Here is a 26,712-nt window from a genome sequence, read left to right on the forward strand (position 1 = left end):
CCATGGCCAGCGACCTGATCAAACACATCTCCGATTCCTCGTTCGAAGCCGACGTGCTCAAGTCCAGCCAGCCCGTGCTGGTCGACTACTGGGCCGAATGGTGCGGCCCGTGCAAGATGATCGCCCCGATCCTCGACGAAGTCTCGACCGCCTATGAAGGCAAGCTGCAGATCGCGAAGATGAACGTCGACGAGAACCGCGACATCCCGGCCAAATTCGGCATCCGCGGCATCCCCACGCTGATGCTGTTCAAGGACGGCCAGCTGGCCGCCACCAAGGTCGGCGCCATGAGCAAGGCACAGCTCACCGCGTTCATCGACCAGCAACTCGCCTGATGCATTTCAGGCGGCCAGCGCGCAACGCGCTGGCCCTTGCGCTTTTTTTCCTGTCATAATCTCCCGCAGATCACCGGATCATTCAGGTCCGGTCGAATTCCCCGGTTTGTGCGGCAACTCTCGCCGCACATCAAACCTCCCCCCGTTTGTTCGATCGATTACCCCGCGAGGGGTCATTCCATGCACTTAAACGAACTCAAGGCACTCCACGTGTCTGAAGTCCTCAAGCAAGCCGAGGCTCTTGAAATCGAAAACGTCGGCCGCATGCGCAAGCAGGAGCTGATGTTCGCGATCATCAAGAAACGCGCCAAGGCCGGCGAGCAGGTCTTCGCCGACGGTGTGCTCGAAATCCTGCCCGACGGCTTCGGCTTTCTGCGCAGCCCCGACACCAGCTTCACCGCCAGCACCGACGACATCTACATCTCGCCGAGCCAGGTGCGCCGCTTCAACCTGCACACCGGCGACATGATCGAAGGCGAGGTGCGCACGCCCAAGGACGGCGAGCGCTACTTCGCGCTGACCAAGCTCGACAAGGTCAACGACGGTCCGCCCGAGCAGAACAAGCACAAGGTGATGTTCGAGAACCTGACGCCGCTGTTCCCCAAGGTGCAGATGAAGCTCGAGCGCGACGGCATCAAGAGCGAAGAGAACATCACCGGCCGCGTCATCGACATCATCGCCCCCATCGGCAAGGGCCAGCGCGCCCTGCTCGTGGCGCCGCCCAAGAGCGGCAAGACGGTGATGATGCAGCACATCGCCCACGCGATCAGCGCCAACTATCCCGAAGTGCACATGATGGTGCTGCTGGTGGACGAGCGGCCCGAAGAAGTGACCGAGATGCAGCGCACCGTCAAGGGCGAAGTCATCGCGTCGACCTTCGACGAACCCGCGGCGCGCCACGTGCACGTGGCCGAAATGGTCATCGAGCGCGCCAAGCGCCTGGTCGAGCTCAAGAAGGACGTCGTGATCCTGCTCGACTCGATCACCCGCCTTGCCCGTGCCTACAACAACGTCGTGCCCTCGTCGGGCAAGGTGCTCACCGGCGGTGTCGACTCCAACGCGCTGCAGCGCCCCAAGCGCTTCCTGGGCGCGGCGCGCAACGTGGAAGAAGGCGGCTCGCTGACCATCATCGGCACCGCGCTGATCGACACCGGCAGCCGCATGGACGAAGTGATCTTCGAGGAGTTCAAGGGCACCGGCAACTCCGAAATCCACCTCGACCGCCGCCTCTACGAAAAGCGCGTGTTCCCCTCGATCCAGCTCAACCGCAGCGGCACGCGCCGCGAAGAGCTGCTGCTGGCTCCCGAGATCCTGCAGAAGACCCGCATCCTGCGCCAGCTCATGTACAACATGGACGAGATCGAGTCGATGGAGCTGATGCTCAAGAACATGAAGGCGACGAAGACCAATGTCGAGTTCTTCGACATGATGCGTCGCGGCGGCTAGCTGCTCGCTGCCCCGGAAGAATGCCCGCTGCTCGCGGGCATTCTTCTTTCAGGTGCGCAGCGCCCGGCCCTCGGCGGCACTGCGCGTGCCGAGCGCCAGCAGCTCCATGAGCGCGACGGCTTCTTCGGGCGGAACGGGGTTGGGGCCGTGGCCGAGGATCGCGTCGCGCACCGCAGCATAGTAGTCGGCATAGTTGCCGGGCCGTGTCGGCACCCTGCGCATGCGCGCGATGCCATCGGCACCGGGCACCGTGAGTTCGCCGTCGAGCGGGTCGGCGCCCCAATCCTCACCCGGCGGACGCCGGCCGGCGCGCAGCGCGTCTTCCTGCGTGTCCACGCCATGCTTGACGAAGCTCCCACGCGTGCCGTGCACGATGTAGCGCGGCGCGGCATGGGCCGCGAGCGTGGTGGCGTGCAGCACCACGCGCAACGGTGCATGCGGCCCCGCCTCGTAGCGCAGCACCGCATGGAAGTAATCCTCGACCACGGCGCCGTCCCGCAGCGCGGCCGTGTCGAGCTGGAGCGTGTCCGGGCGGCCGAACAGCTGCACCGCCTGGTCGAATAGGTGCGCACCCAGGTCGACCCAGAGGCCGGCGCCGGGCACCGCCTGTTCACGCCAGCGCGCCCTGACCTCGGGACGGAAACGATCGAAGTGCGATTCGAAGTAGACCGGTCGGCCGAGTTCGCCGGCGGCGAGCAGGTCCTTGAGCGTGAGGAAGTCGGCGTCGAAGCGCCGGTTCTGGTAGACCGACAGGACCAGGTTGTTGCGCTCCGCCAACGATGCGAGGTCGCGCGCTTCGGCCACATCGAGCGTGAAGGGTTTGTCCACCACGACGTGCTTGCCGGCCTCGAGCGCCGTCCGGGCGACGGGATGGTGCTGGGCATTCGGCGTGGCCACCACCACCAGGTCGATGTCCGCGCGCGCGGCGAGCGCCGCCACGTCGGGCACCACGGCCACGCCGGGCCAGTCGGCCTGGACCTTGTGCGGCTGCGAACTCGCCACCGCCACCAGTTCGAGCCCCGGCACGGCCGAGAGCACGGGCGCATGAAAGGTCTGGCCGGCGAAACCGTAGCCGACGAGGCCGGCGCGCAGCATTCTGGAGGTCATCTGGGGCGTCTTCCGCTGAAAGCGCCCAGTATGCGATAATCGCTGGCTCCGCGAAAAGTGCAGCCGGGCGGCTTGCCCTGCGATTCCGTCAAGCTCGACGGAACGGTCGTCGACCCGGCGTGTGCCGGCCCAGGCGTCTTGTGGCTCTCGCATCGACCCCAAAGGAAATACCATGGCAAAAGAAGGCATTCACCCGAACTACCGCGAAATCCTGTTCGTCGACATGTCGAACGGCTTCAAGTTCGTGACCCGTTCGTGCGCGAACACCAAGGAAATGGCCAAGGCCGACGACGGCCGCGAACTGCCGCTGTTCAAGCTCGACACCACGAGCGAATCGCACCCCTTCTACACCGGCACGCAGAAGTCGGTCGACAACATGGGCGGTCGCGTCGAGAAGTTCCGCAACCGCTTCGGCAAGACCACTGGCGCTGCTTCCAAGTAAGGCACGCGCTTTCGCATCGAGGGCAGCCCGGTTTACCGCGCTGCCCTTTTTCTTGTCGACGACTGCCGCCCTACTTCGTACGTGAACCAGCCCACTCCTGCGATCGTTGCCCAGAGCGCCGTGCGCCGGTTGCCGCGCGTGGCGCTGCTGCTGCTGTGCGCCGCCTACCTGCTGCCGGGCCTCGTCGGGCGCGGCCCCTGGAAGAGCGCGGACATCTCGGCCTTCGGCTACATGGCCGAACTCGCCGCCAGCACCGAAGGCATCGCGCGCTGGTTCGATCCCATGCTGCTCGGCCTGCGGCCCGAGACGCCGGCGCTGATCCCCTACTGGATCGGCGCCTGGGCCATCAAGATCGCGCCCGCGTGGGTGCACCCCGACTTCGCGGTGCGCTTCGTCTTCGCGCTGATGCTCTGGGGCACCTTCACCGCCACCTGGTACGCCGTCTACTACCTGGCCCGCACGTCGCGCGCCCAGCCTGTGGCCTTCGCCTTCGGCGGCGAAGCACGGCCGACCGACTACGCACGCGCCATTGCCGACGGCGGCCTGCTCGCGCTGATCGCCTGCCTGGGCCTGGCGCAGCTCGGCCACGAAACCACGCCGGCCCTGGCGCAGCTGTATTTCGCATCGCACCTGTTCTACGGCGTCGCCGCGCTGCCGTACCGCCGGGTTGGGCCGACGATCGCGCTCGTCGTCGGCACCGTCGGCATGACATTGAGCGGCGGCCCCACGATCGGCCTGGCGCTGGCGGCGGGCAGCGCGCTGTTCATGGCCTACGAACGGCGCACCGCGCGCAAGACCGCGCCGACCTACGCCGACGATGACGAAAGCCCCGGCTACACGCGTGGCGCGCTCGCGGCGACAGCCGGCGTCTCGCTTGCGGCGGCGGCGCTGGCCGTGGGGCTGGGGCTGCTGCAATGGAAGATCGAGTTGCCGGGCGATCATTCCAACAGCGCATCGGTGCTCGGCGACCTGCGCAGCCATGCCAAGCTGCTGGTCTGGTTCACCTGGCCGGTCTGGCCGCTGGCCCTCTGGACGCTCTGGCGCTGGCGCCGCCAACTCACCGCGCGCCACGTGGCGCTGCCCTTCTGGTTCGCGCTGGTGCCATTGGCCGCCACCCTGACCACGAGCTACTCCGACCGCTCGCTGCTGCTGGCGCTGCCGGCTTTCGCCACGCTCGCGGCCTTTGCGCTACCGACCTTCAGGCGCAGCGCTGCCGCGCTGATCGACTGGTTCAACGTGCTGTTCTTCAGCGGCCTCGCCGTGCTCGGCTGGATCTACTGGATCGCCATGCAGACCGGCGTGCCGCCCAAGCCCGCGGCGAGCGTGTCGCGGCTGGTGCCCGGCTTCGTGCCCGAGTTCGCGCTCGTTCCGTTCGTGCTGGCGCTGGCTGCCACCATCGCGTGGTGCTGGCTGGTGCGCTGGCGCACCGGGCGCCACCGCGCGGCACTCTGGAAGACGCTGGTGCTGCCGGCCGGCGGCACCGCCCTGTGCTGGATGCTGCTGATGACGCTGTGGCTGCCTTCGATCGACTACGCGCGCAGCTATGTGCCGCAGGTGCGCGCGGTGACCGAGCGCGTCGGTCAGCCGGTCTGCGTGGCCGAGCTGGCGCTCAGCCGCGCGCACATCGCGGCGCTCAGGCATCACGGTCATTTCAACCTGCGCCCGCTGCTGCTCGGCACCGACTGCCCCTGGCTGCTCGTGAGCCCCGACGTCATCACCCGGCTGCACACCATCGTGCCGCTGGAGCAGTGGCGGTTCAGCGGCACCCTGCGGCGCCCCAGCAGCGCGAGCGACGACCTGCTGCTCTACCAGAAGATCGCGCCGGCCCAGTGATCGGCGAACGCGGCCTGATCGCACGGCACGCCGGCACGGTGCTGGTCGGCCAGTTGGCGGTGATGGCGTTCGGCGTGTTCCGACACCATCGTCGCCGGCCGCTATGCCGAAGGCGCGCTCGCCGCGCTGTCGGTGGGCTCGGCGATCTTCATCAGCGTGTTCGTGTCGCTCATGGGCGTGCTGCAGGCCCTGCTGCCGGTGTGGGCCGAACTCCACGGCGCTGGCCGTCCCAGCGAGGTCGGCCGCTCGGTGCGGCAGTCGCTCTACCTGGCGGCCATCGCCATCGCCGTGGGCATGGCGGTGCTGCTCTTTCCCGGTGCGGTGCTGCAATGGACCCAGGTGCCGCCCGCGATGCGCGCCGTGGTGGAAGCGTACCTGGCGGTGCTCGCGTTCGCGCTGCCGCCGGCGCTGCTGTTCCGCCTGTTCAGCACGCTCAGCCAGAGCCTCGGCAAGCCGCAGGTCGTGACCTGGCTGCAGATCGGCTCACTGGCCGTGAAGCTGCCGCTCTCGGTCTGGTTCACTTTCGGCGGCGCCGGTCTGCCCGCGATGGGCCTGGTGGGCTGCGCCTGGGCCACGCTGTTCGTGAACTGGGCGATGCTCGGATGCGCAGCGTGGCTGTTGCGCAGCAGCAGCTTCTACCGCGGCTACCAGCTCTGGGAGCGCATCGAGCGGCCCGACTGGCAGCAGATCCGCCAGTTCGCGCGCCTGGGCATTCCCGGCGGCCTCGCGGTGCTGGTGGAAGTGACCTCGTTCACGCTGATGGCGCTGTTCATTGCACGGCTGGGCACCGCGGCGGCAGCGGCACACCAGATCGCGTCGAACCTGCTGGCCGTAGCCTACATGGTGCCGCTCTCGCTGGCCATCGCGACCAGCGCGCGGGTGAGCTTCTGGCTCGGCGCCGGGCAGGCGCACCGGGCGCGCCGCGCCTGCCGCCTCGGCTTCGAACTCACCGCCCTGTGCGCGCTGTTCTTCGCGGGCGCGATGGTGGCGCTGCGCTTCAAACTGGCGCAGGTGTATTCCGACAACCCCGCCGTGGCCGCGCTGGCCGCGTCGCTGCTGCTGGTGGTGGCGGCCTACCATTTCGCCGATGCGCTGCAGACACTGTGCGTGTTCGTGCTGCGAAGCTACCGCGTCACCTTCATGCCGCTCGCCATCTACTGCACGCTGCTCTGGGGTGTCGGGCTCGGCGGCAGCTACCTGCTGGCCTACCGGGGCCTCGGTCCGTGGCCCGCCATGCAGTCGCCGCTGGCGTTCTGGCTCATGAGCGCGGGTGCGCTCGCGGTCACGGCGTTGTTGTTCGGCGCGCTGCTGCGCTGGACGATGCGGCGCTCGATGGGCCCGATGGGCTCGTAGGCGATTTCGCCAGCAGCCGCGCCTCGCGCACCCGGCTGGCGGGAAACACCAGCGCAAAACGCGAGCCCTTGCCCACGGTGCTTTCGATGCGCAGTTCGGCCCCGTGCCGCTGTGCGATGTGCTTGACGATCGCAAGGCCCAGGCCGGTGCCGCCGGTCTCGCGCGAGCGGCTGCGGTCGATGCGGTAGAAGCGCTCGGTCAGGCGCGGGAGGTGCTCGGCCGCGATGCCGGGCCCGGTATCGCGCACCGCGTATTCGCCGCGCCCGTCGGGCAGCAGCCGCCAGCTCACCGCCACTTCGCCGCCGCCGGGCGTGTAGCGGATGGCATTGGTCAGCAGGTTCGACATCGCGCTCTGCAGCTCCGTCGGCGCACCCGAGATCTCGGATTCCGCACCGAGCTCGAACGAGAGCCGGTGCCCGAGCGGCGCGAGCCGGCCCGACAAACCGCGCCCTTCGTCCTCGCACTGCGCGAACAAGGCGCGCATGCGGACCCATTGGCTGCCCGAAGGCGGCGCGCTGCCTTCGAGGCGCGACAGCGTCAGCAGGTCATTCACCAGCGTTTCCATGCGGTGAGATTGCTGGCTCATGAGTGCGAGGTACCTCGCGCGCTCCTCGGCGTCGAGCGGCAGGTTCTGCAGCGTCTCGACGAAGCCCGCGAGCACCGTGAGTGGCGTGCGGATCTCGTGCGAGACGTTGGCCACGAAATCGCGCCGCATCGCCTCGGCCTGTTCGAGCGCGGTGATGTCGCGCGTGAGCAGCATGCGGCGGTTGCCCGCATAGGGATGCACCTGCACCGACAGCCGGATCGAGTGGCTGCGCTGCTGCGCGGGCCCGGCCCCCGAGGCATCGATCACCACGTCGCGGCTGTAGTTCCACGAGGCCAGGTAGGCGACGAAAGCCGGGTCGCGCACCAGGTTCGCCAGGTGTTGCAGCAGGTCGCGCTCGGCGTTGATGCCGAACTGGCCGGCGGCCGTCTGGTTGCACCACTCGATGCGGCCCTGCTCGTCGAGCAGGATCACGCCATTGGGCGAAGCCTGGATCGCCGCAAGGAACTCCTGTAGCCGTTCTTCCGCCTGCCGGGTCTGCTGCTCGCGCTCGCGCAGCAGCTTGCGGATGCGCTCCGCCAATTCGCCCCAGACCCCCGGGCCGCGCGTGGGCAGGCCGGCGGCATCGTTGCGCAGCACCCGCAGCAGTCGTTCTGCGCGCCAGGCGTCGAGCCCGAGCCACAGCACCGCGCCCAGCCAGGCGCCGAGCCACCAGTACTTCCAGCCGAGAACCGCGCCGACACCCGCCCCGACCAGGAGGGACGCGAGCAGAAACGTGGCAATGCGAAACGGCATGGCGCGCGATTATCCGCGCCCGTGGCCGGAGCGAACGGCGCGCCGGCTCAAACCGTGACCTGGGCGGTCAGACGATAGCCGGCGCCGCGCACCGTCTCGACCATCGGCGAAGCCGCACCGAGCGATTCGCGCAGGCGCTTGACGTGCACGTCGACCGTGCGCTCCTCGATGTAGACGTGGTCGCCCCATACCTTGTCGAGCAGCTGCGCGCGGCTGTGCACGCGCTCGGCATGCTGCATCAGATAGGCGAGCAGCTTGAATTCGGTCGGGCCCACCTTGAGTGCATTGCCCTGCCAGGTGACCCGGTGCGTCGCGGTGTCGAGCACCAGTTCGCCGATCTCGACGCGCTCGGTCACGACCTCGGGCGCGCGGCGGCGCAGCACGGCCCGGATCCGGGCGAGCATTTCCTGCGTGGAGAACGGCTTGGTGATGTAGTCGTCGGCACCCGCGTCGAGGCCCGCGACCTTGTCGGGCTCGTCGCCGCGCGCGGTCAGCATCAGGATCGGGATGCCCTTGGTGCGCGCATCCTTGCGCCACTGGCGTGCGAGCTGCAGGCCGCTCTGGCCCGGCAGCATCCAGTCGAGCAGGATCAGGTCGGGCAGAAAGGCGTCGATCTCGCGCTGGGCTGCGGCGCCGTCCTCCGACCAGATCGGCTCGAAGCCGTTGTGGCGCAGGTTGACCGCGATCAGCTCGGCGATCGAGGATTCGTCTTCAACGATCAGGACTCGTGGCTTCTTCATGAGAGAGATTGAAATGCTGCGCAAGCCCCCGCGCCCAATGGCCTAGGCGGGGAACACCGCGGAACCGGCTTTGCCGGGCCGCTGGTGTTGCCCCCTTGAGGGGGGAGTCGGCTACACGAAGTGAGCAAGGAACGGGGGTGGGTCATTGAAGCGCCGACTCGATTTCCTGCATCGAAGTGTGCCGCACATCGGCGCCCTTGACGATGTAGATGATGAATTCGGCAATGTTCTTGGCGTGGTCGCCGATGCGCTCGATGGCCTTGGCCAGGAACAGCAGGTCGAGGCTGGCCGAGATGGTGCGCGGATCTTCCATCATGTAGGTGACCAGCTTGCGCACGAAGCCGTCGAACTCCTTGTCGATCAGGTCGTCGTCCTTGAGGATCGACAGCGCCGCGGCCGTGTCCAGGCGCGCAAACGCGTCGAGCGCGGTGCGCAGCAGGCCCGAGGCCAGGTCGGCGGCGATGCGCAGCTCGTTCGAGGGCAGCGCACGGGCCGAGCCGCTCTCGATGATCGACTTGACCATGCGCGCGATCTTGTGGGCCTCGTCGCCCACGCGCTCGAGGTTGGCGGTGGTCTTGGAGATGGCGATCAAGAGGCGCAGGTCGCGCGCCGTGGGCTGGCGCCGCGCGATGATCGACGACAGCTCGCGGTCGATCTCGATCTCCATCGCGTTCACGCGCACTTCGGTCTCCATCACGCGATCGGCCGCCTCGGGGTCGAACTGAAGCAGCGCGTACACGGCCTGGTGAATCTGCGATTCGACCATGCCGCCGAGCTCCATCACGCGCGACGAGACGCCGTTGAGTTCGCTGTCGAACTGGCTGGAAAGGTGTTTCTCGGTCATGTTGTCTCCTTTGACTTAACCGAAGCGGCCGGTGATGTAGTCCTCGGTCTCCTTGCGCTGCGGCTTGAAGAACATCTGCTCGGTGGCACCGAACTCGATGAGGTCGCCCAGATACATGTAGGCGGTGTAGTCGCTGCAGCGTGCGGCCTGCTGCATGTTGTGCGTGACGATGACCACGGTGTACTCGCTCTTGAGTTCGGCGATCAGTTCTTCAATCTTCGCGGTCGAGATCGGGTCGAGCGCCGAGCACGGTTCGTCGAGCAGCAGCACCTCGGGCTTGATGGCGATGCCCCGCGCAATGCACAGGCGCTGCTGCTGGCCGCCCGAAAGGCCCGAGCCGCTCTGCTGCAGCTTGTCGCGCACTTCGGTCCAGAGCGCGGCCTTCTTCAGGGCCCACTCCACGCGGTCGTCCATGTCGCTGGCCGAGAGATTCTCGAACAGCTTCACGCCGAAGGCGATGTTGTCGTAGATCGACATCGGGAACGGCGTGGGCTTCTGGAACACCATGCCGATCTTGGCGCGGATCAGCGCGACGTCCTGCTTGGAGGTGAGCAGGTTCTCGCCGTCGAGCGCGATGGTGCCTTCCGCGCGCTGTTCGGGATAGAGCTCGAACATGCGGTTGAAGGTGCGCAGCAGGGTCGACTTGCCGCAGCCCGACGGGCCGATGAAGGCCGTGACCTTGTTCTCGGGAATCTCGAGGTTGATGCCCTTGAGCGCGTGGAACTTGCCGTAGTAGAAGTTCAGGTCCTTGACCGAGAGCTTCGAGCGCGACGGTTGTGCGGCGGTGTTTGGCATGGTGGCTACTTGTTGGATCAGAATTTGTTGCGCGTCAGTACTCGCGCCAGGATGTTGAGGGCGAGCACGGCCACGGTAATCAGGAATACGCCGGCCCAGGCCAGCTGTTGCCAGTTCTCGTACGGGCTCATCGCGAACTTGAAGATCGTCACCGGCAGGCTGGCCATCGGCTGGCTCACGTCGGCGGTCCAGAACTGGTTGTTCAACGCGGTGAAGAGCAGCGGTGCCGTTTCGCCGGCGATGCGTGCCACGGCCAGCAGCACACCCGTCACCACACCGGCGCGCGCGGCGCGCAGCGTGATGCTCAGGATGACCTTCCACTTCGGCGTGCCGAGCGCATAGGCCGCTTCGCGCAGGCCCGGGGGCACCAGCTGCAGCATGTTCTCGGTGGTGCGGATCACCACCGGAATCACGATCAGCGCCAGCGACAGCGCACCGGCCAGGCCCGAGAAGGTCTTGAAGTACGCGACCACGACGGCATACACGAACAGGCCGATCACGATCGACGGTGCCGACAGCAGGATGTCGTTGACGAAGCGCGTCACCGACGAGAGCCAGCCCTTCGGGTTGTACTCGGCCAGGTAGATGCCGGCCATGATGCCGATGGGCGTGCCCACGAAGGTCGCCATCATCACCATCACGAACGAACCGAAGATCGCGTTGGCAATGCCGCCCGCCTCGTTCGGCGGCGGCGTCATCTCGGTGAAGGTGGCGAGCGCCAGGCCGCCGATGCCCAGGCGCAGCGTTTCCCAGAGAATCCAGACCAGCCAGAAGACGCCGAACGCCATCGCCGCGAGCGACAGCGTCAGCGCGACCTTGTTCACGCGGTTGCGCGAGGCGAATCTGGCCTGGCGCGTTTCCGCCAACGCCTTGGCGTTGAGGAGGTTCTGTGCGGTGCTGCTCACGACTTGGTTCCTTCGCTCTTCTTCATCTGGGCCAGCAGCACTTTCGACAGCGTCAGCACGACGAAGGTGATGAAGAACAGCACCAGGCCGAGGTACATCAGCGCAGCCTGGTGCAGGCCGGCGCCGGCTTCGGCGAACTCGTTGGCGAGTGCCGATGTGATGCTGTTGGCCGCCTCGAACACCGACAGCGAGTTGAGCTGGTTCATGTTGCCGATCACGAAGGTGACGGCCATCGTTTCACCGAGCGCCCGGCCGAGGCCGAGCATGATGCCGCCGATGACGCCGGCCTTGGTATAGGGCAGCACCACCTTGGAAACCACTTCCCAGGTGGTGGAGCCGAGGCCGTAGGCCGACTCCTTGAGCAGCGGCGGCGTCACCTCGAACACGTCGCGCATCACCGAGGCGATGAACGGAATGATCATGATCGCGAGGATGATGCCGGCCGACAGGATGCCGATGCCCACGGGCGGGCCGGACACCAGGGCGCCCAGGTATGGCACGCCCTCGAACAGCTTCTGCAGCGGCTGCTGCACATAAGTGGAAAGAATGGGGCCGAACACGAGCAGGCCCCACATGCCGTAGACGATCGACGGCACGGCGGCGAGCAATTCGATGGCTGTGCCCAGCGGGCGCTTGAGCCAGTTGGGCGAAAGTTCTGTCAGGAAAAGCGCGATGCCGAAGCTCACCGGCACGGCGATCACCAGTGCGATGAGCGAGGTGGCCAGCGTGCCGTAGATCATGACCAGGCCGCCGTACTCGTCCTTCACCGGGTCCCACACGCTGCTCGTCAGGAAGCCGAGGCCGTACTTCGCGATCGCTGGCCATGCGCCGGCAATCAGCGACAGCAAAATGCCGATCAGCATCGCGAGCGTCAGCAACGCGGCGCCCTTGGCCGCCCAGCCGAACAGGCGGTCGGCCATGGGACCGGAACGCGGCGCCTTGGCCGGTGGCGGGTTGGTTCGCGCACGATCGCCTGAACGGTCGAGCGCGGCTGCGGAAGCAGGGAAAGTGGATGACACGGGTCGCTCCGGCAATGACGAAAGCGGCGCACCGTCGAGCGTTCTGTTGCTCACGGTGCGCCGTCCTGGACTGTGATGGTTGGAATTACTTGGATGCGACCGGCTTGCCCGATGCGTCCTTCACTTCACCCCATGCCTTGGCGATCGTGGCCTTCACGTTGTCGGGCATCGGCACGTAGTCGAGGTCGTCGGCCGTCTTGTCGCCGCTCTTGTAGGCCCAGTCGAAGAACTTCAGCACCGTGGTGGCATTGGCGGGCTTGTCCTGCACCTTGTGCATCAGGATGAAGGTGGCGCCGGTGATGGGCCATGCGTCCTTGCCGGCCTGGTTGGTCAGCACCTGGAAGAAGCTCTTGTTCCACTCGGCGTTGGCAGCGGCGGCCTTGAAGGCGTCGGCTTCCGGCGAGACGAAGTTGCCGGCCGCGTTCTGCAGCTGGGCGTAGGTCATCTTGTTCTGCTTGACGTAGGCGTACTCGACGTAGCCGATCGAATTCGGCAGGCGGTTCACGAACGCTGCGACGCCTTCGTTGCCCTTGCCGCCCGCGCCGGTCGGCCAGTTGACGGCCGTGCCCTCGCCGACCTTGGTCTTCCACTCGGCGTTGACCTTGCTCAGGTAGTTGGTGAACAGGAAGCTGGTGCCCGAACCGTCGGCACGGCGAACCGGTGCGATGGTGGCGTCAGGCAGGGCCAGCGAGCCGTTCAGCGCCTTGATGGCGGGGTCGTTCCACTTGGTGATCTTGCCCAGGTAGATGTCGCCGAGCACCTGGCCGTTGAGCTTCAGCTCGCCGGGCTTGATGCCCTGGATGTTGACCACGGGGATCACGCCGCCGATGACGGTGGGGAACTGCATCAGGCCCTTGGCCTGGAGGTCCTCGTCCTTCAGGGGCGCGTCGGAAGCGCCGAAGTCGACCGTCTTGGCCTCGATCTGCTTCAGGCCGGCGCCCGAGCCCACCGACTGGTAGTTGATCTTGACGCCGGTGGCCTTGTTGAAATCGGAGGCCCACTTGGCATAGAGCGGTGCCGGGAAGCTGGCACCGGCGCCGGTCACGTCTTGCGCGAAGGCGGGCACATGGGCGAAGAGCGCGGTCACGAGGCCGGCGGCGGCGAATTTGAAGGTCGTATTCATCAAAGGCGTCCTTTAGAAGTAAGAAGTAGTCCCTTTCGGGCTTGGAACGGACTCTAAAAAGCTTGTGTGACATCGGTGTGACACCTCGCTGTCGAGGGAGAAAGCGGTTGCTCTCCCCTGTCGTATGTGACGCTGTCACGGAACCGTCATTTGTCACGCCTAGCCTCTGCCGATGCCCGCCATGGACCTTCGGCGCGCCATACGGCGCTACGATCCATGTCACTGCTCCTCTCACAGAACTACATGCAAAACGGCACCCGCCTCGCCGCTGTCGACCTCGGTTCGAACAGCTTCAGGCTCGAAATCGGCCAGGTCGACCACGGCCAGATCCACCGCACCGAATACCTCAAGGAAACCGTGCGCCAGGGCAACGGCCTCGACAGCGCCCGCAACCTCACACCCGAAGCCATGCAGCGCGGCTGGGACGCCCTGGCCCGCTTCGGCGAGCGGCTGGCCGGCTTCAAGCGCTCGCAGGTGCGCGCCGTGGCCACGCAGACGCTTCGCGAGGCGCGCAACCGAGAAGAATTCCTGTTGCGTGCGCGCACCATCCTGGGGTTCGGCATCGACGTGATCCCGGGCCGCGAGGAAGCGCGCCTGATCTACCAGGGCGTGGCGCACATGCTGCCGCACACCGATGCCTCCGACCGCGAACGGCGGCTGGTGATCGACATCGGCGGGCGCTCCACCGAAATGATCATCGGCCGCGCTCTCGAGGCCGAGCTGGTGGAGTCCTACCGCGTGGGCAGCGTCGCCTGGTCGATGAAGCACTTCGCCGAAGGGCTCTTCACGCCCGCCGCCTTCCGCGCCGCCGAGGTGGCCGCCAAGGCGGTGCTCGACGATGCGCTCTCCGGCTACGGCCGCGACCGCTGGGACGTGGCCTATGGCGCCTCCGGCACCATCGGCGCGGTGGGCGACATGCTGGCCGCGGCCGGCGGCGAGCCGGGGCTCGTCACGCGCGAAGGGCTCGACTGGCTCGTCGACCGCCTGCTCAAGGCCGGCAGCACCGACCGGCTGCGCATCGACGGCATGCGCGAAGACCGCAAGGCCGTGATCGGCGGCGGCGTGAGCGTGCTGCGCGCCGTGTTCGACCTGCTCGGCATCGAGCAGATGAAGGTCGCCCAGGGCGCGCTGCGCCACGGCGTGCTGTACGAACTGCTGGAGCGCGACGAGAGCGTGGCCGACATGCGCACGGCCACGGTGGCGCGGCTGGCCAGCCGGTTCGCGGTGGATGCGGCACAGGCACGGCGCGTGGGCGACACCGCGGCGGCGCTGTTCGTGCAACTCATGCCCGCAGCCCGGGGCGGCAGCACCGGCAGCCGCGCCGGGCGCGCGCTGCGCAAGCTCGGCTGGGCAGCGCAGCTGCACGAGATCGGCACGCTGGTGTCGCACAGCGACTACCACAAGCACGGTGCCTACATCCTCGACAACACCGACGCGCCCGGCTTCGCTGTCAACGAGCTGCATGCGCTGGCGCAACTGGTGCTGGGCCAGCGCGGCAAGCTGCGCAAGCTCGAGGCGGCACTCGATGACGAGACCTTCGTGATGCAGCTGCTCTCGCTGCGGCTCGCCGTCATCCTGTGCCACGCGCGCCGCGACCCCGACGCCGAGGCGCTGCATCTGGCGGCGCTGGGCGCACGGGCGTTCACGATCGCGTGCGCGCCAGACTGGGCCGAGGCCTATCCGCAGTCCGCGCACCTGCTGCGCGAAGAAGTGCTGGCGTGGCAAAAAACCAGCAACTGGCGCATCGAACTCAGCTAGAACGAGCGCCCTGCCGGCCCCGCGCAGTCTTATTTCGGATCGGCTTGGGCAAGACGGGGCAGCGCATCGTCGCCGAACATGCCGGCGTAGGCCGGCCAGAGGATCTGCGACAGCCCGCGCCGCAGGCCCTCCTGGGCCTTGGCCGTGTCCTGCAGCAGGCCGTCGTAGGCCAGGAAGGCCGGCTCTTCGAGGTCGGCGGTGTGAGTGGTCTGGTGGAGCACCGCCTGCTGCTCGTTCTTGAGCGCCTGCTCGATCGCGACGAAGGGCTTGTAGCTCGAGGTCATGTCGGCCGCGCCGTAGGTCGTGGTAACCCGCATGATGAGCGTGCTGTAGCCAAGGGTGGGCTCGAACCCCGGCGCCTGCAACACGTCGTCCGGCCTGTCGACGCGAGCGACCGGCGTCAACTTGACCTCTCGGCCACTGGCCCGCAGGCGTGCCGCCACCAGGTCGGCGAAATGCCGATTCAGCGGCACCGCCCCGCCCTGCTTCACACGGGTGGTGAACTCCCCAGTGCGGCGTTCGATGCGATCGGCCCGCGTGACGCGGGTGCCGACCTCCACGCCGAGCGCAACGAGCGTGCCGACCGGGCCAAAGACACCCGCCCATCCGACGATGGCGGAACCGCCGCCGTCCATGACATTCAGCAGGTCTTCGTCGTTGTAGACGAGTTCGATCCGGGTGACGGTGCGGGTCGCGTCGTGTCGAACCTGCGGGGCGGGCTCGGGGGAGCGCGTGGCGGCACATCCCGACAGGAGAAGAACTGCTGCGGCCAGCAGCGGCACAAGCGCTTTCATGGGCATTCGCGGGTGAAAGGCGGCTGTACAGCCTGCTCACCCGCCTGCCCGGAATTCCGCGGCACACAAGGCGCTTGCTGCGCAATCGCCTTGTAGTTGTAAGTTATAGATGCATATGTTTCTAAATGCATCCGGCACGGCCATTGTGCCTACATAACCGTGCCGCGTCCCCGCGAAATTGGTGAATTAGTTTACATATTGGGGCAGATCACGCGCCCCACCAACTCAGAGCAGCTCGGGCGACTGCACCGTGACCACCACCGTCTGCACATCGCCATCGCGCTCGCGCGTGCGGATCCACCACACCGAGCCCTTGCGCACCGGGCAGCTGTCCTGCTTCAGCCCCAGCAGCAGCGAGATGGCCTGGCCGAGCGAGGGCTGGTGGCCGATCATCAGCACGACCGACTTGCCGTTGGGCCAGCCCGCCGCGCTCAGCAAAGCGTCGGGCGTGGTGTCGGGCGCGAGCTCCGAACGCAGCTTGTACTTGCGGCCGAGCGCCAGCGCAGTCTGCTCGCAGCGCCGCGCCGGGCTGCAGATGATGCGCGTGCCGTCGGGCAGCTGGCGGTCCAGCCAACTGGCCATGCGCTTGGCCTGCTTTTCGCCGCGGCCGGTCAGCGAACGCTGCAGGTCGTCGCAGCCCTCGGTCCAGTCGTCGGCTTCGGCATGGCGCCAGAAGATCAGGTCCATGGTCATCGCCTTTCGGTCGTCGTCAGCTGCCGGAGGCCTCGGCGTGCCCACCACGCGCGCCGTACCGGTTCATGAGCGCGGTCTGCGCGCCGTGCGCCTCGATGGCGCGCGAGGCGCCGGCCTCCCCGGGGTGGGTGTCGCGGTCGACGCGCGTGTAGATGCCGTCGCCGCCGAGGTCCCAGGCATCGCGTCCGTCGTGCAGGTAGGCCACCAGGCATTCGTCGATCAGGCGCTGGCGCAGGCTCGGGTCGGTCACGGGCCAGGCCAGCTCGATGCGGCGCATCATGTTGCGGTTCATCCAGTCGGCACTCGACAGGTAGAGCGATTCGTCCTCGCCGTTGCGGAAATAGAAGACCCGCGAGTGTTCGAGGAAACGCCCGATCACCGAGCGCACGCGGATGTTGTCGGTCAGCCCCGGCACCTGCGCCGGCAGCGTGCAGGCGCCGCGCACGATGAGGTCGATCTTCACGCCGTTCTGCCCGGCGCGCACCAGCGCGGCGACCAGTTCCTCGTCGGTCAGCGCATTCATCTTGGCGACGATGCGCGTGGGCTCACCGGCAGCCGCCGCCACGCCGAGCGCGTCGATCTGCGCCACGAGGTTGCGGTGCAGGTCGAAGGGCGCGAGCCACATGCGGTTGAGCTTCGGCAGCCGGCTCTGGCTGGCCAGGTGCACGAACACCGCCTCCATGTCGGCCGTCAAGAGCGGATCGGCCGTGAGGTGGCTGATGTCGGTGTAGAGCCGCGCGGTGCGCGGGTTGTAGTTGCCGGTCGAGAGATGCCCGTAGCGGCGCATCTGCTTGCCCTCGCGGCGCGTCACCAGCAGCATCTTGGCGTGTGTCTTCAGGCCGACCACGCCATACACCACCTGCGCGCCGATCGATTCGAGCATCTCGGCCCAATTGATGTTGGCCTCTTCGTCGAAGCGGGCCTTGAGCTCCACCACCACGGTCACTTCCTTGCCCTTGCGCACCGCCTCGCGCAGCAGGTCCATCAGTTCGGAGTCGGGGCCGGTGCGATAGATGGTCTGCTTGATGGCCAGCACCTGAGGGTCGTCGACTGCCTCACGCAGGAAGGCGAGCACGCCGTCGAAGCTCTCGAAGGGCTGATGGATCAGCACGTCGCCGCGCTGCAGGCGCTCGAAGAACGACTGCGCCGGCGACAGCGTCACGGGATAGGAGGCGGCGTAAGGCGGAAAGCGCAGTTGCGGCTCTTCGAGCAGGTCGATCAGCTGCGTCAGCCGCGCGAGGTTGACCGGCCCGTGCACGCGATAGAGCGCCTGCGGCGGCAGGTTGAACTGCGCCAGCAGGAAGCTCGCCAGGGACTCCGCGCAGCTGGCCGACACCTCGAGCCGCACCGCCTGCCCGAAGTGGCGGTGCTGCAGACCCTGGCGCAGCGCGGTGCGCAGGTTCTTGACGTCTTCCTCGTCCACCGCGAGATCGGAATGCCGCGTGACGCGGAACTGCGAGAAGTCGCCCACCTCGCGGCCGGGGAACATGCCGGACAGGTGCGCGCGCACCACGCTGGACAACGCCACGAACAGCGTCTTGCCCTCCGACACCTTGGCCGGCATGCGGATCACGCGCGGCAGCACCCGCGGCACCTTGACGATCTGAATCGGGTTCTCGCGCCCGAAGGCATCCTTGCCGCCGAGCCGCACGATGAAGTTGAGCGACTTGTTGGCCACCTGCGGGAACGGATGCGCCGGATCGAGGCCCACCGGGATCAGCAGCGGGCGCACCTCGCGCTCGAAATACTCGCTGACCCACTTGCGCTGCGCGGCATTGCGCTCGCCGTGCGAAATGATGTGAATGCCGTGCGTCGCGAAGGTTGGCATCAGCTCGTCGTTGTACAGCGCGTACTGGCGCGCCACCAGCGCATGAGCGGTTTCGGCCAGGCGCTCGAACGAGCCGACGGTGTAGACGCCTTTGCGGTCGCCGGCACCGCTGGCGATCAGGTGCGGCGCGGCACGGACCTCGAAGAATTCATCGAGGTTCGACGACACGATGCACAGGTAGCGCAGGCGCTCGATCAGCGGCACTTCGGGCCGGTGCGCCCAGTCGAGCACGCGCTCGTTGAACGACAGGATGCTGTGGTCGCGGTCGAGGAGTTTGAATGCCGAAGCCGCGACTGGCGGGCCAGCGGAAACAGATTCCATGGGCAATGATTCTGGGGCAAGCGGCACGGCAGTACATGAAGACGGGAATATGACAGTGTCACCATCGTTCATGACGGTTTCGTGACGCGCCCGTGACGCCAGCGGTCCGCCTGCCTCCGGCGCCAGGCCCGGCGAGGAGCCCGGCGGCCCTCCCTCGGGCCGGATCGCCGCCGGCTTCATGCCCCGAGAAAATGCTTGCGGTAGCGCGCCGGCAGGTCGTCGATGCGCATCAGCATCGGCAGGTCGGCGGTGTTGAAGTCGGGGTCCCAGGCCGGCGCGCCCAGCACCTTGGCACCGAGGCGCAGGTAGCCCTTGATGAGTGCAGGCGGCTCGACATCGAGCGCGCTGTCGAGCCGCTCGACCGGCAGCGGGAGGCGCGGCTGCACCTGGTACTGGATCGGTGCCATGTGGGTGGCCGAGAGCTGGCGCCAGATGCTGGCCGCGGCGTCGCCGCTGGTCACGCCGTTGTGCGACATCGGGATGCTCGCGCAGCCGATCATCGTGTCGAGCTTGTTGCGGTGCATGAACCCCGCCAGCGCGCCCCACAGGGCGAGGATCACCCCGCCCTGCCGATGCGCCGGGTGCACGCAGCTGCGGCCGAGCTCGACCATGCGCTCGCGCAGGTCGCGCAGGCGGGTCAGGTCGAATTCGGTGTCGCTGTAGGTGCTGCCGACGCGCCGGGCCTGCGCCGGCGTGAGCACGCGGTAGGTGCCGATCACCTGCTGTGTCAGTGCATCGCGCACCAGCAGGTGCTCGCAGAAATCGTCGAACAGGTCGATGTCGTGGCCCGCCAGCGGCGTGCTCACGCGGGCACCCATCTCACCGACGAACACCTCGTGGCGCAGGCGCTGCGCGGCGCGCACGTCGTCGAGGTGGCGTGCCCAGCCCACCGTGATGCCCTGCTTCGCATCGACCACCGGCGGCACCAGGATGGCAGCGGGCACCTCGGCGACCGGCACGCGCGGAAGGCCGGGCGTGGGCCAGAGCGCGGCACGCAGGCCGATCTGCGAAAGCGGGAACGTCGGATTGGGCAGTTCTTTCATGGGGAACCCTTTCTGCGACGGAGTCTCGGCACCCGCGGTGAAACCGGCATGTCAGCGGCATGGCATTTGCGTGACCGTGTTACAGCGCATGAATGGCCTTGCTTGAAGGTTTAATGCGGGTTCCCCGACATGGAGCGTCCGACATGGCGACAGCCGCAACCAGCAACAACACAAGCAGCAGCAGTTTCGACAACCGCCTTCACCAGGCCTTTCCGGTGCTCAGCGACGCCGAAGTCGCGCGCGTGGCGCGCTTCGGCACGGTGCAGCGCTTCGCGCGCGGCGAGCGTCTCTTCACCGCCGGCGAAACCAGCCCCGGCATGTTCGTGCTGCTGCGCGGCGTGGTCGCGGTCACGCAACGCGACGGCCTGGGCCACGTGGTGCCGATCGTGCGCCAGGGACCGGGCGAGTTCCTCGCCGAAGTGGGCCAGCTGAGCGGCCAGCCCGCGCTCGTCGACGGCCATGCCGACGAGGACGTGGAGGCGCTGCTCGTGCCGCCCGCGCAATTGCGCGCGCTCCTGGTGGCAGAAGCCGACCTGGGCGAGCGCATCACGCGCGCGCTGATCCTGCGGCGCGTCGCCCTCATCGAATCGGGCGCGAGCGGGCCGGTGCTGATCGGCCAGCCGGCCTCGCCCGACATGGCACGGCTCGAGAACTTCCTGCGCCGCAACGGGCACCCCTACCACCTGGTGGATGCGGCCGACGACCCCGACGCCGCGGCGCTGCTCGAACAGTACGGCGCCTGCAAGCTGCTCGCCGTGTGCCCCGACGGCTCGGTGCTGGTGAATCCTTCCGAGGACGAGCTCGCCCGCTGCCTCGGCATGCTCGACACCGCGCCGCGCGACGAGGTGTTCGACGTGGCCGTGGTCGGTGCAGGTCCAGCCGGGCTGGCCACCGCGGTGTATGCGGCGTCGGAAGGGCTGCGCGTGATCGTGCTCGACTGCCGCGCGTTCGGCGGACAGGCCGGCGCCAGTGCGCGCATCGAGAACTACCTCGGCTTTCCCACCGGCATTTCGGGCCAGGCGCTCGCGGGCCGCGCCTACGTGCAGGCGCAGAAGTTCGGCGTCGACATGCTGATTCCGGCCAAGGCCGTGTCGCTCGACTGCACGCGCGACAACGCGAACGGCAGCCTGCGCATCGCGCTCACCGACGGCCGCGCCATCGAGGCCCGCACGGTCGTCATCGCGAGCGGCGCACGCTACCGGCGGCCCGAAGTACCCCGGCTCGCCGAATTCGAAGGGCGCGGCATCTGGTACTGGGCCTCGGCCATCGAAGCCAAGCTCTGCGCGCAGCAGGAGGTCGCGCTCGTCGGTGGCGGCAATTCCGCCGGCCAGGCCGCGGTGTTCCTGTCGCGCCATGCGGCCAAGGTCAACGTGCTGGTGCGCGGCCCCTCGCTGGCCGCGAGCATGTCGCGCTACCTGATCGACCGGATCGAGGCCACGCCGAACATCGAGCTGCATCCACACACCGAACTCGTAAAGCTCAACGGCGGACCGGACGAAGGCCTCACCGGCGCGACCTGGCGCTGCCGGGCCACCGGCCAGGAGCACGACTGCGACGCGCGCAACATCTTCCTGTTCGTCGGCGCCGAGCCCGAGACCGGCTGGCTCGAGGGCTGCGGCGTTTCGGTCGACAAGCACGGCTTCGTGCGGACCGGCGATGCGGCGAGCGGCGGCTTTCCGGCACGGCCGGCCGCGGCGCTCGAATCGAGCGTCCAGGGCGTCTTTGCGGTCGGCGATGCGCGCTCGGGCTCGGTCAAGCGCGTGGGCGGCGCGATCGGCGAAGGTGCGGCCGTGGTGGCGCTGATCCACCAGCACCTCTCGTCCGCCTCCGCCGTGGCCTGACGACGGCGCTGCGCCGGCCGGCGGGCAAGCCCCTCTGCGACATCGAACTGTCCGGCGCGGCTATGCTGCCTTTTCCGAATCACAACCCGCATCACGGAGAGCCGCGACATGTCCGCTTCGCCCACCATCGACGTCTATTCCTGGCCCACGCCCAACGGCCACAAGGTTCACATCATGCTGGAGGAGTGCGGCCTGCCCTACCGCGCCCACCCGATCAACATCGGCAAGGGCGACCAGTTCGCGCCCGACTTCCTCGCCATCAGCCCCAACAACAAGATCCCGGCGATCACCGATCCCGAAGGTCCGGACGGCCAGCCGATCTCGCTCTTCGAATCGGGCGCCATCCTGGTCTACCTGGCGGGCAAGACCGGCAAGTTCCTGCCCACCGGCGACCGCGAACGCTACGACGTGCTGCAGTGGCTCATGTTCCAGATGGGCGGCGTCGGCCCCATGCTCGGGCAGGCGCACCATTTCCGCATGTATGCGCCCGACAAGATCCCCTACGCCATCGAGCGCTACAGCAACGAGGCCAAGCGCCTCTACAGCGTGATCGAGCGGCAGCTGTCGAAGAACCGCTTCATCGCGGGCAAGAGCTACTCGATCGCCGACATCGCAATCTTCCCGTGGCTGCGCAGCTGGGAGAAGCAGGGCATCACGCTCACCGACTATCCGCATCTGAAGGCCTGGTTCGACGGGATCGAGGCCCGCCCCGCCGTGCAGCGTGGCGTGAAGGTGCTGGCCGACCTGCGCCAGCCGATCACCGGTGACAAGGAACGCGAAATTCTTTTTGGCAAGACGCAGTACGAGCGTCGCTGATTGCTATATATCCGGGCTAGAATGGAAGGCTTGTCGGGGTGTAGCGCAGCCTGGTAGCGCATCTGGTTTGGGACCAGAGGGTCGAAGGTTCGAATCCTTTCGCCCCGACCAAGTTTTCTTCTCGTATCTCGTTTTCGCTTCTGTCCGGCCCGGAATCTGCCCGTAGCTCAGTTGGATAGAGCACCTGCCTTCTAAGCAGGTTGTCGGGGGTTCGATCCCCTCCGGGCAGGCCACCTCTCCCCCTCCCTCTTTCGTTCATCGGCACGGATTCCTCAATTCGGCAAGCTGCTCGCGCGTCCGCGCGCGTGTTCAATTCCAATTGCAACGACGCAAACGCGTGCAGCTATTGCATGCGGTCACATCGAATGTGGCGAATTGGCCTCGGTGTAAACGTGTGCAACGCGGCATGCATGTTGCAAAGCCCGTGTATCCTTTCTGGCCGCCAATCAGGTGCGCGCCGTCCTTCCCGAACCAATGAAATTAGCGATCCTGACCGTCCGCGGAAAGCCGGTGAACCCTGGCATATCGGCGCTCATTTTCATTTTCTTCTCCATCGTCGTCGGCGTCATACCTTTTGCCTACCATGACACGGCGGCCGCGACTTTTCCCGACGAAGAAACGCTGCTGAGCTTTTTCGGCGAGGACGCCTGCCAATTGACTTCCACCACGGTGGAGGAACGCAATTCATACGCGTGCAGCGCTTTTCTGCTCGAATCGGCCGGCCTCAGCGCCGCCACCGCACCGCTTGCGGGCGCGATCCTGAGCGTGGCGCTCACGATCATCCCGCTGCTGCAGTTCCGGCGCGTCACGCTCGGGGTGTTCCTGGTTTCACTCGGCTGGGGCTTCATCCGGGCCATTTTTCTATCGGTGCTCTCGAAGGACATGCTGTCGGCGACCGTGGTGCTGATTTGCGTGCTCGCGGCGCGAAGTTCGAGCTTCGGCTGGGTCTGGCTCGCCACCGCAACGCTCTACGGCTGGATGGTGCGCAAATACTGGCTGCTCGTGAGCGCCGTGTGGGTCGGGCTCTGGCTGCTGCGCAGCCGACTCACCGTATTTCGCCTGGTCTTATTGATTCTTTTGGTCTATATCGCCATGGCGCTGATCTTTCAGTTTGCGCTCGGCGTTTCCCTTGATTTCGCGCGCTCGCAGGTGAACGAAAACCGTGAAATAGGCGCCGAGGGGTCCCGCACGATCATCCAGGCCGTGATCGCCTCCGAAAACCCGATTGCGCAAGCCCTCAATGCGCTGATCACCTATTTCCGCCTGGCATTTCCGCTGGAACTGCTGCGATTTGGCTCGGTGGGGCAATTGGCATTCATCGCGATCATGCCTTTCACCTACATCTGGATGATCCGGACAATCGTCAAGGGCGTGAAATCGACCGACCCGCGGATGATCCAGGCCGGCAAGGTCGCGCTCGCACCGCTGTCCTTCCTGATCGTCGAAGGCATCTTCGAGCCCGATTTCGGTTCCTTCGCACGCCATTTCGCGATGGTCAGCCCGCTGATCTTCTCGGCCATGGCTCTGGTGCAGCAGGCCGAGCGGGTGCAGAACCGCCGGCTGCGCCGCGCGCGCATCCAGCAAGCCCTGGCCACCGCCGCCGCAGCGGCAGCAACAACCACAACAACCCCGGTCCCGCAAGGGGCCCAGCTCCGGTGAAATCCCAAGCCATCGTCGAAGACCCCTCTCGCTACCTCGAGTCGATCCAGGCCGGACGGGGCATCGCCGCGCTGCTCGTGGTGGTGCACCATGCCGCGCAGAAGGCCGCCGCGCTGTCGAACGGGGCGATCCCGTCCTTCGACTTCGGCATCGTCGGTGTCGATCTGTTCTTCATGATCAGCGGCTTCATCATCTACTTCGTCACGGTGCACAAGCCGGCGACGCATGCCGAGTTCTTCGAGAAGCGGCTGGTGCGGATCTTCCCGCTGTACTGGGGGCTCACGCTGATGGCGCTGGCCATCTTCCTGGTGAAGCCGGGGCTCATCAACAGCAACGCGAGCGTGCCGACCGACGTGGCCGCGTCCTTCCTGCTGTGGCCCACGGTGGCGCCGTACCTCGTCAACAACGGCTGGACCCTCACCTACGAGGTGCTGTTCTACATCCTGTGGGGCCTGGTCGCGCTGCCGATGGCGACCGATCGACGCGCGGTGGTCGCCTGCGCGCTGCTGCTGGCGATCGCCATCGCGGGGCCGGTGATGGCGATCGATCCGAAGGTGCTCAACCTCTCGCTGTTCGTGGAGTTCGCGGCCGGCGTGCTGACCGGCGTCGCCTTCCACAAGCGATGGCTGCGGCCGAACCGGGGCCTGTCCGCCCTGCTCCTGCTGGTCGGCACGGTGCTGGCTTTCGCGGCCGTCGAGGGCGGGATGTCGAACTCGCCGTTGCGCGGCTTCGTGCTGCTGGTGCCGGTGGCGATGATGTTCCTGGGCATCGTGCTGGCCGGACCGCTCTGGCGCGGCGCTCCCTGGATGCTGCGGATCGGCGACAGCTCGTATTCGCTGTACCTGTTCCATCCGTTCGTCCTGGTGCTGATTCCGATCGCCGTGCGCCTCACGGGGCTGCAGCATTCGGCCGTCGCGGTGCTGCTGATCGCCCTGGCGGGGTGCGTGGCCGCCGTCGCGTTCTCGTTCCTGCTCTACAAGCTGGTGGAACTGCCGATGACGAACTGGCTCAGGCGCTGGGTCGGGCGTGTCGGCCGCTCTTCGCGCCTGCCCGCCTGAAGGCTTACAGCGCCTCGCGCAGGCGGCTGTCGCACGGCGGGATCGCGCCCTGCCAAGGTCGCGCCATGCACACCGCCGACGCCCCCGACGCGCGATCGCCCCTCCCTTCCTGCTGGCGCATGGCCGCGCTCACCTACACGGCCGCGGGCGTGGCCGGCATCGTGGCGTGCGCGATGTTTCCCGAGAGCGAAATCGCCATGCTCGCCACCATCGCGGGCGGCCTGCCCTGGTCGCTCGGCCTGCTGACGCTCGACCTTGCGCCGGGCGTGGCACAGGCCGCGCTGCTGCTGCTGGCGGGCAGCTGGGGCATCAATGCGGCGCTGCTGTGGTGGCTCGCGCTGCGCCGCGGCCGCCGGCACACTTCGGCGCGCGAAAGCTGAAACACGCCACGCTTTCAGTGCGATCATTTCGCCGGCCGCGCCGCGACAACATTGCGCCGGCACTCCCGATTTCACCAACGAGGTGCGCCATGCCCCCTGAGACGCAGCAAGTCAACACGCCCCTGATCGGCCTGGCCGGCGGCCGCCTGTCGCTCGACACGCCGGCTCTGCTGGTCGACCTGGGCGCCCTGTCGCGCAACATCGAGCGCATGGCCGCATTCGCGAAGGCACGTGGCGTCGCGCTGCGGCCGCATGTCAAGACGCACAAGTCGGTGGAGATCGCGCGCCGCCAGGTGGCAGCAGGCGCGGTCGGCGTGAGCTGCGTCACGCTCGGCGAGGCGGAGGTCATGGTCAGGGCGGGCATCCCCGACGTCCTGATCACCTCGCCGGCCGTCACGCCCAGCAAGATCGCGCGCCTGGTCCGGCTCGCCAGGCTCGCGGGCCCCGGCGGCATGATGGTCGTGGTCGATGACCCGCGAAACGCCGCCGACCTCGCGGCGGCCACGCTGGGCCTGCCGCATCCGCTCGAAGTGCTGGTCGACTACGGCGCCGGCTACAACCGCACCGGTGCCGCCGACGAAGCGCAGGTGCTCGAACTCGCGCGCCACGTCATGGCGGAGCCGCGGCTCAAGCTGCGCGGACTGCAGGCCTATGCCGGCAACCTGCAGCACATCGTCGCACGCGAGCAGCGCAGTGCCGCAGCCGCCGGGCTGCGCGAGGACATCGCGCACATCGTGGCGGAGGCGCGGCGCATCGGCATCCATTTCGAGATCGTGACCGGCGCCGGCACCGGCACGCACGACCTCGACGCCGGGCGCGACGCATTCACGGAACTGCAGGCGGGCTCCTATGTGTTCATGGACGCCGAGTACGCACAGGTGCTCGGCGGTGCCGGGCAGCCCGCTCCATTCGAGGTGTCACTGTTCGTGCAGACGGCGGTGGTCAGCACGCATGCGGCCGACTGGGTCACGGTGGACGGCGGCACCAAGTGCTTTGCCACCGACAGCGGCGTTCCGCTGGTGGCGCGCGGCGCCGACCCGGCCAGCCGCTATGCCTTCTTCGGCGACGAGCACGGCAAGCTGCTGTTCGCCGGCGAGCGGCCCGCGCTTGGCGCCCGGGTGGAGTTCGTCACGCCGCACTGCGATCCCACGGTCAACCTGCACGACGCCTACCATGTGTTCGATGGCGACACGCTGGTAGCCATCTGGCCCGTGGACGCGCGCGGGCGGCATTGACGCCG

23 protein-coding genes, 2 tRNA genes and 1 pseudogene are annotated in these 26,712 nt (G+C 67.4%); 14 read left to right on the forward strand and 12 right to left on the reverse strand.

The genetic code is table 11. From position 1 onward, the window contains the following. The first annotated feature begins 2 nt into the window (after nt 1-2). Both trxA and rho read left to right on the forward strand, forming a co-directional pair. Nucleotides 3-335: a thioredoxin TrxA gene (trxA, locus tag AC3A6G_RS11880; RefSeq protein WP_280816965.1), complete on the forward strand. Its 333-nt coding sequence runs from the start codon at nt 3-5 to the stop codon at nt 333-335. A gap of 180 nt (nt 336-515) precedes the next feature. Next, the gene (rho, locus tag AC3A6G_RS11885; RefSeq protein ID WP_487858878.1) at nt 516-1,781 is read left to right on the forward strand and encodes a transcription termination factor Rho; all 1,266 of its coding nucleotides are present in this window, start codon (nt 516-518) and stop codon (nt 1,779-1,781) included. 48 nt (nt 1,782-1,829) lie between these two features. Here the strand turns inward: rho and AC3A6G_RS11890 are convergent, their stop codons facing one another. Beyond that, a complete protein-coding gene (locus AC3A6G_RS11890) occupies nt 1,830-2,888 on the reverse strand; it encodes an oxidoreductase (RefSeq protein WP_487873687.1) in 1,059 nt (352 codons plus the stop codon). Between the two features lie 172 nt (nt 2,889-3,060). Here AC3A6G_RS11890 and AC3A6G_RS11895 point away from each other — a divergent pair, with 172 nt between their 5' ends. The 3 genes and pseudogenes from AC3A6G_RS11895 to AC3A6G_RS11905 all read left to right on the forward strand — a co-directional run bounded on the left by AC3A6G_RS11895 (nt 3,061) and on the right by AC3A6G_RS11905 (nt 6,516). After that, entirely contained in the window at nt 3,061-3,330 is a 270-nt protein-coding gene (locus tag AC3A6G_RS11895) for a type B 50S ribosomal protein L31 (RefSeq protein WP_487858876.1), read from the forward strand. Between the two features lie 81 nt (nt 3,331-3,411). Further along, on the forward strand, nt 3,412-5,163 hold the full coding sequence (locus AC3A6G_RS11900; protein ID WP_487858875.1) for a hypothetical protein: 1,752 nt from the start codon (nt 3,412-3,414) through the stop codon (nt 5,161-5,163). Beyond that, nucleotides 5,160-6,516 (forward strand): annotated as a pseudogene (locus AC3A6G_RS11905) (MATE family efflux transporter). The gene AC3A6G_RS11900 and the pseudogene AC3A6G_RS11905 overlap by 4 nt, the downstream one beginning before the upstream one ends. Here AC3A6G_RS11905 and phoR read toward each other — a convergent pair. From phoR to pstS, 7 genes are all read right to left on the reverse strand, one after another. Continuing rightward, the gene (phoR, locus tag AC3A6G_RS11910; protein WP_487873688.1) at nt 6,446-7,855 is read right to left on the reverse strand and encodes a phosphate regulon sensor histidine kinase PhoR; all 1,410 of its coding nucleotides are present in this window, start codon (nt 7,853-7,855) and stop codon (nt 6,446-6,448) included. The pseudogene AC3A6G_RS11905 and the gene phoR overlap by 71 nt on opposite strands. 47 nt (nt 7,856-7,902) lie before the next feature. After that, entirely contained in the window at nt 7,903-8,595 is a 693-nt protein-coding gene (gene phoB / locus AC3A6G_RS11915) for a phosphate regulon transcriptional regulator PhoB (RefSeq protein ID WP_487858872.1), read from the reverse strand. 142 nt (nt 8,596-8,737) lie between these two features. Next, a complete protein-coding gene (gene phoU / locus AC3A6G_RS11920) occupies nt 8,738-9,439 on the reverse strand; it encodes a phosphate signaling complex protein PhoU (RefSeq protein WP_487858871.1) in 702 nt (233 codons plus the stop codon). Nucleotides 9,440-9,454: 15 nt separating this feature from the next. Then, the gene (gene pstB, locus AC3A6G_RS11925; RefSeq protein WP_487858870.1) at nt 9,455-10,234 is read right to left on the reverse strand and encodes a phosphate ABC transporter ATP-binding protein PstB; all 780 of its coding nucleotides are present in this window, start codon (nt 10,232-10,234) and stop codon (nt 9,455-9,457) included. Nucleotides 10,235-10,251: 17 nt separating this feature from the next. Beyond that, complete coding sequence (gene pstA, locus AC3A6G_RS11930) at nt 10,252-11,139, reverse strand: phosphate ABC transporter permease PstA (RefSeq protein ID WP_487858869.1); 888 nt, start codon at nt 11,137-11,139, stop codon at nt 10,252-10,254. Continuing rightward, a complete protein-coding gene (gene pstC / locus AC3A6G_RS11935; protein WP_487858868.1) occupies nt 11,136-12,158 on the reverse strand; it encodes a phosphate ABC transporter permease subunit PstC in 1,023 nt (340 codons plus the stop codon). Before pstC ends, pstA begins: the two co-directional genes overlap by 4 nt. A gap of 85 nt (nt 12,159-12,243) precedes the next feature. Then, nucleotides 12,244-13,281: a phosphate ABC transporter substrate-binding protein PstS gene (gene pstS, locus AC3A6G_RS11940; protein ID WP_487858867.1), complete on the reverse strand. Its 1,038-nt coding sequence runs from the start codon at nt 13,279-13,281 to the stop codon at nt 12,244-12,246. Between the two features lie 243 nt (nt 13,282-13,524). On the opposite strand from pstS, the gene AC3A6G_RS11945 reads away from it, so the two are divergent. Next, complete coding sequence (locus tag AC3A6G_RS11945; RefSeq protein ID WP_487863901.1) at nt 13,525-15,039, forward strand: Ppx/GppA phosphatase family protein; 1,515 nt, start codon at nt 13,525-13,527, stop codon at nt 15,037-15,039. A gap of 29 nt (nt 15,040-15,068) precedes the next feature. On the opposite strand, the gene AC3A6G_RS11950 is transcribed toward AC3A6G_RS11945, so the two are convergent. The 4 genes from AC3A6G_RS11950 to AC3A6G_RS11965 form a co-directional block, all read right to left on the reverse strand. Beyond that, complete coding sequence (locus AC3A6G_RS11950) at nt 15,069-15,833, reverse strand: hypothetical protein (RefSeq protein WP_487873689.1); 765 nt, start codon at nt 15,831-15,833, stop codon at nt 15,069-15,071. 225 nt (nt 15,834-16,058) lie between these two features. Continuing rightward, entirely contained in the window at nt 16,059-16,520 is a 462-nt protein-coding gene (locus tag AC3A6G_RS11955; protein ID WP_487858865.1) for a SixA phosphatase family protein, read from the reverse strand. Between the two features lie 22 nt (nt 16,521-16,542). Next, nucleotides 16,543-18,855 carry a polyphosphate kinase 1 gene (gene ppk1 / locus AC3A6G_RS11960; RefSeq protein ID WP_487873690.1) on the reverse strand — a complete coding sequence of 771 codons (2,313 nt, stop codon included), beginning with the start codon at nt 18,853-18,855 and terminating at the stop codon, nt 16,543-16,545. After that, entirely contained in the window at nt 18,852-19,718 is an 867-nt protein-coding gene (locus AC3A6G_RS11965; RefSeq protein ID WP_487873691.1) for a GNAT family N-acetyltransferase, read from the reverse strand. The genes ppk1 and AC3A6G_RS11965 overlap by 4 nt, the downstream gene beginning before the upstream one ends. Nucleotides 19,719-19,861: 143 nt before the next feature. Between AC3A6G_RS11965 and AC3A6G_RS11970 the strand changes: the two genes are divergently transcribed. The 8 genes from AC3A6G_RS11970 to AC3A6G_RS12005 all read left to right on the forward strand — a co-directional run bounded on the left by AC3A6G_RS11970 (nt 19,862) and on the right by AC3A6G_RS12005 (nt 26,707). Next, nucleotides 19,862-21,559 (forward strand): FAD-dependent oxidoreductase, encoded by a 1,698-nt coding sequence (locus AC3A6G_RS11970; RefSeq protein WP_487858862.1) that lies wholly within the window; start codon nt 19,862-19,864, stop codon nt 21,557-21,559. Between the two features lie 108 nt (nt 21,560-21,667). Further along, on the forward strand, nt 21,668-22,375 hold the full coding sequence (locus AC3A6G_RS11975; RefSeq protein WP_487863754.1) for a glutathione binding-like protein: 708 nt from the start codon (nt 21,668-21,670) through the stop codon (nt 22,373-22,375). Nucleotides 22,376-22,409: 34 nt separating this feature from the next. Beyond that, nucleotides 22,410-22,486, forward strand: a tRNA-Pro gene (locus AC3A6G_RS11980). 45 nt (nt 22,487-22,531) lie between these two features. After that, a tRNA-Arg gene (locus AC3A6G_RS11985) sits at nt 22,532-22,608 on the forward strand. Between the two features lie 241 nt (nt 22,609-22,849). Beyond that, nucleotides 22,850-24,034: a hypothetical protein gene (locus AC3A6G_RS11990; protein WP_487858860.1), complete on the forward strand. Its 1,185-nt coding sequence runs from the start codon at nt 22,850-22,852 to the stop codon at nt 24,032-24,034. Next, nucleotides 24,031-25,092: an acyltransferase family protein gene (locus AC3A6G_RS11995; RefSeq protein WP_487863752.1), complete on the forward strand. Its 1,062-nt coding sequence runs from the start codon at nt 24,031-24,033 to the stop codon at nt 25,090-25,092. The genes AC3A6G_RS11990 and AC3A6G_RS11995 overlap by 4 nt, the downstream gene beginning before the upstream one ends. Before the next feature lie 65 nt (nt 25,093-25,157). Then, the gene (locus AC3A6G_RS12000; protein ID WP_487858858.1) at nt 25,158-25,472 is read left to right on the forward strand and encodes a hypothetical protein; all 315 of its coding nucleotides are present in this window, start codon (nt 25,158-25,160) and stop codon (nt 25,470-25,472) included. An 89-nt stretch (nt 25,473-25,561) separates the two neighbouring features. Further along, nucleotides 25,562-26,707, forward strand: coding sequence for a DSD1 family PLP-dependent enzyme (locus AC3A6G_RS12005; RefSeq protein ID WP_487858857.1), 1,146 nt, complete (start codon nt 25,562-25,564; stop codon nt 26,705-26,707). Nucleotides 26,708-26,712 lie beyond the last annotated feature (5 nt).

This window comes from Variovorax sp. Soil_C_26 (assembly GCF_057657075.1).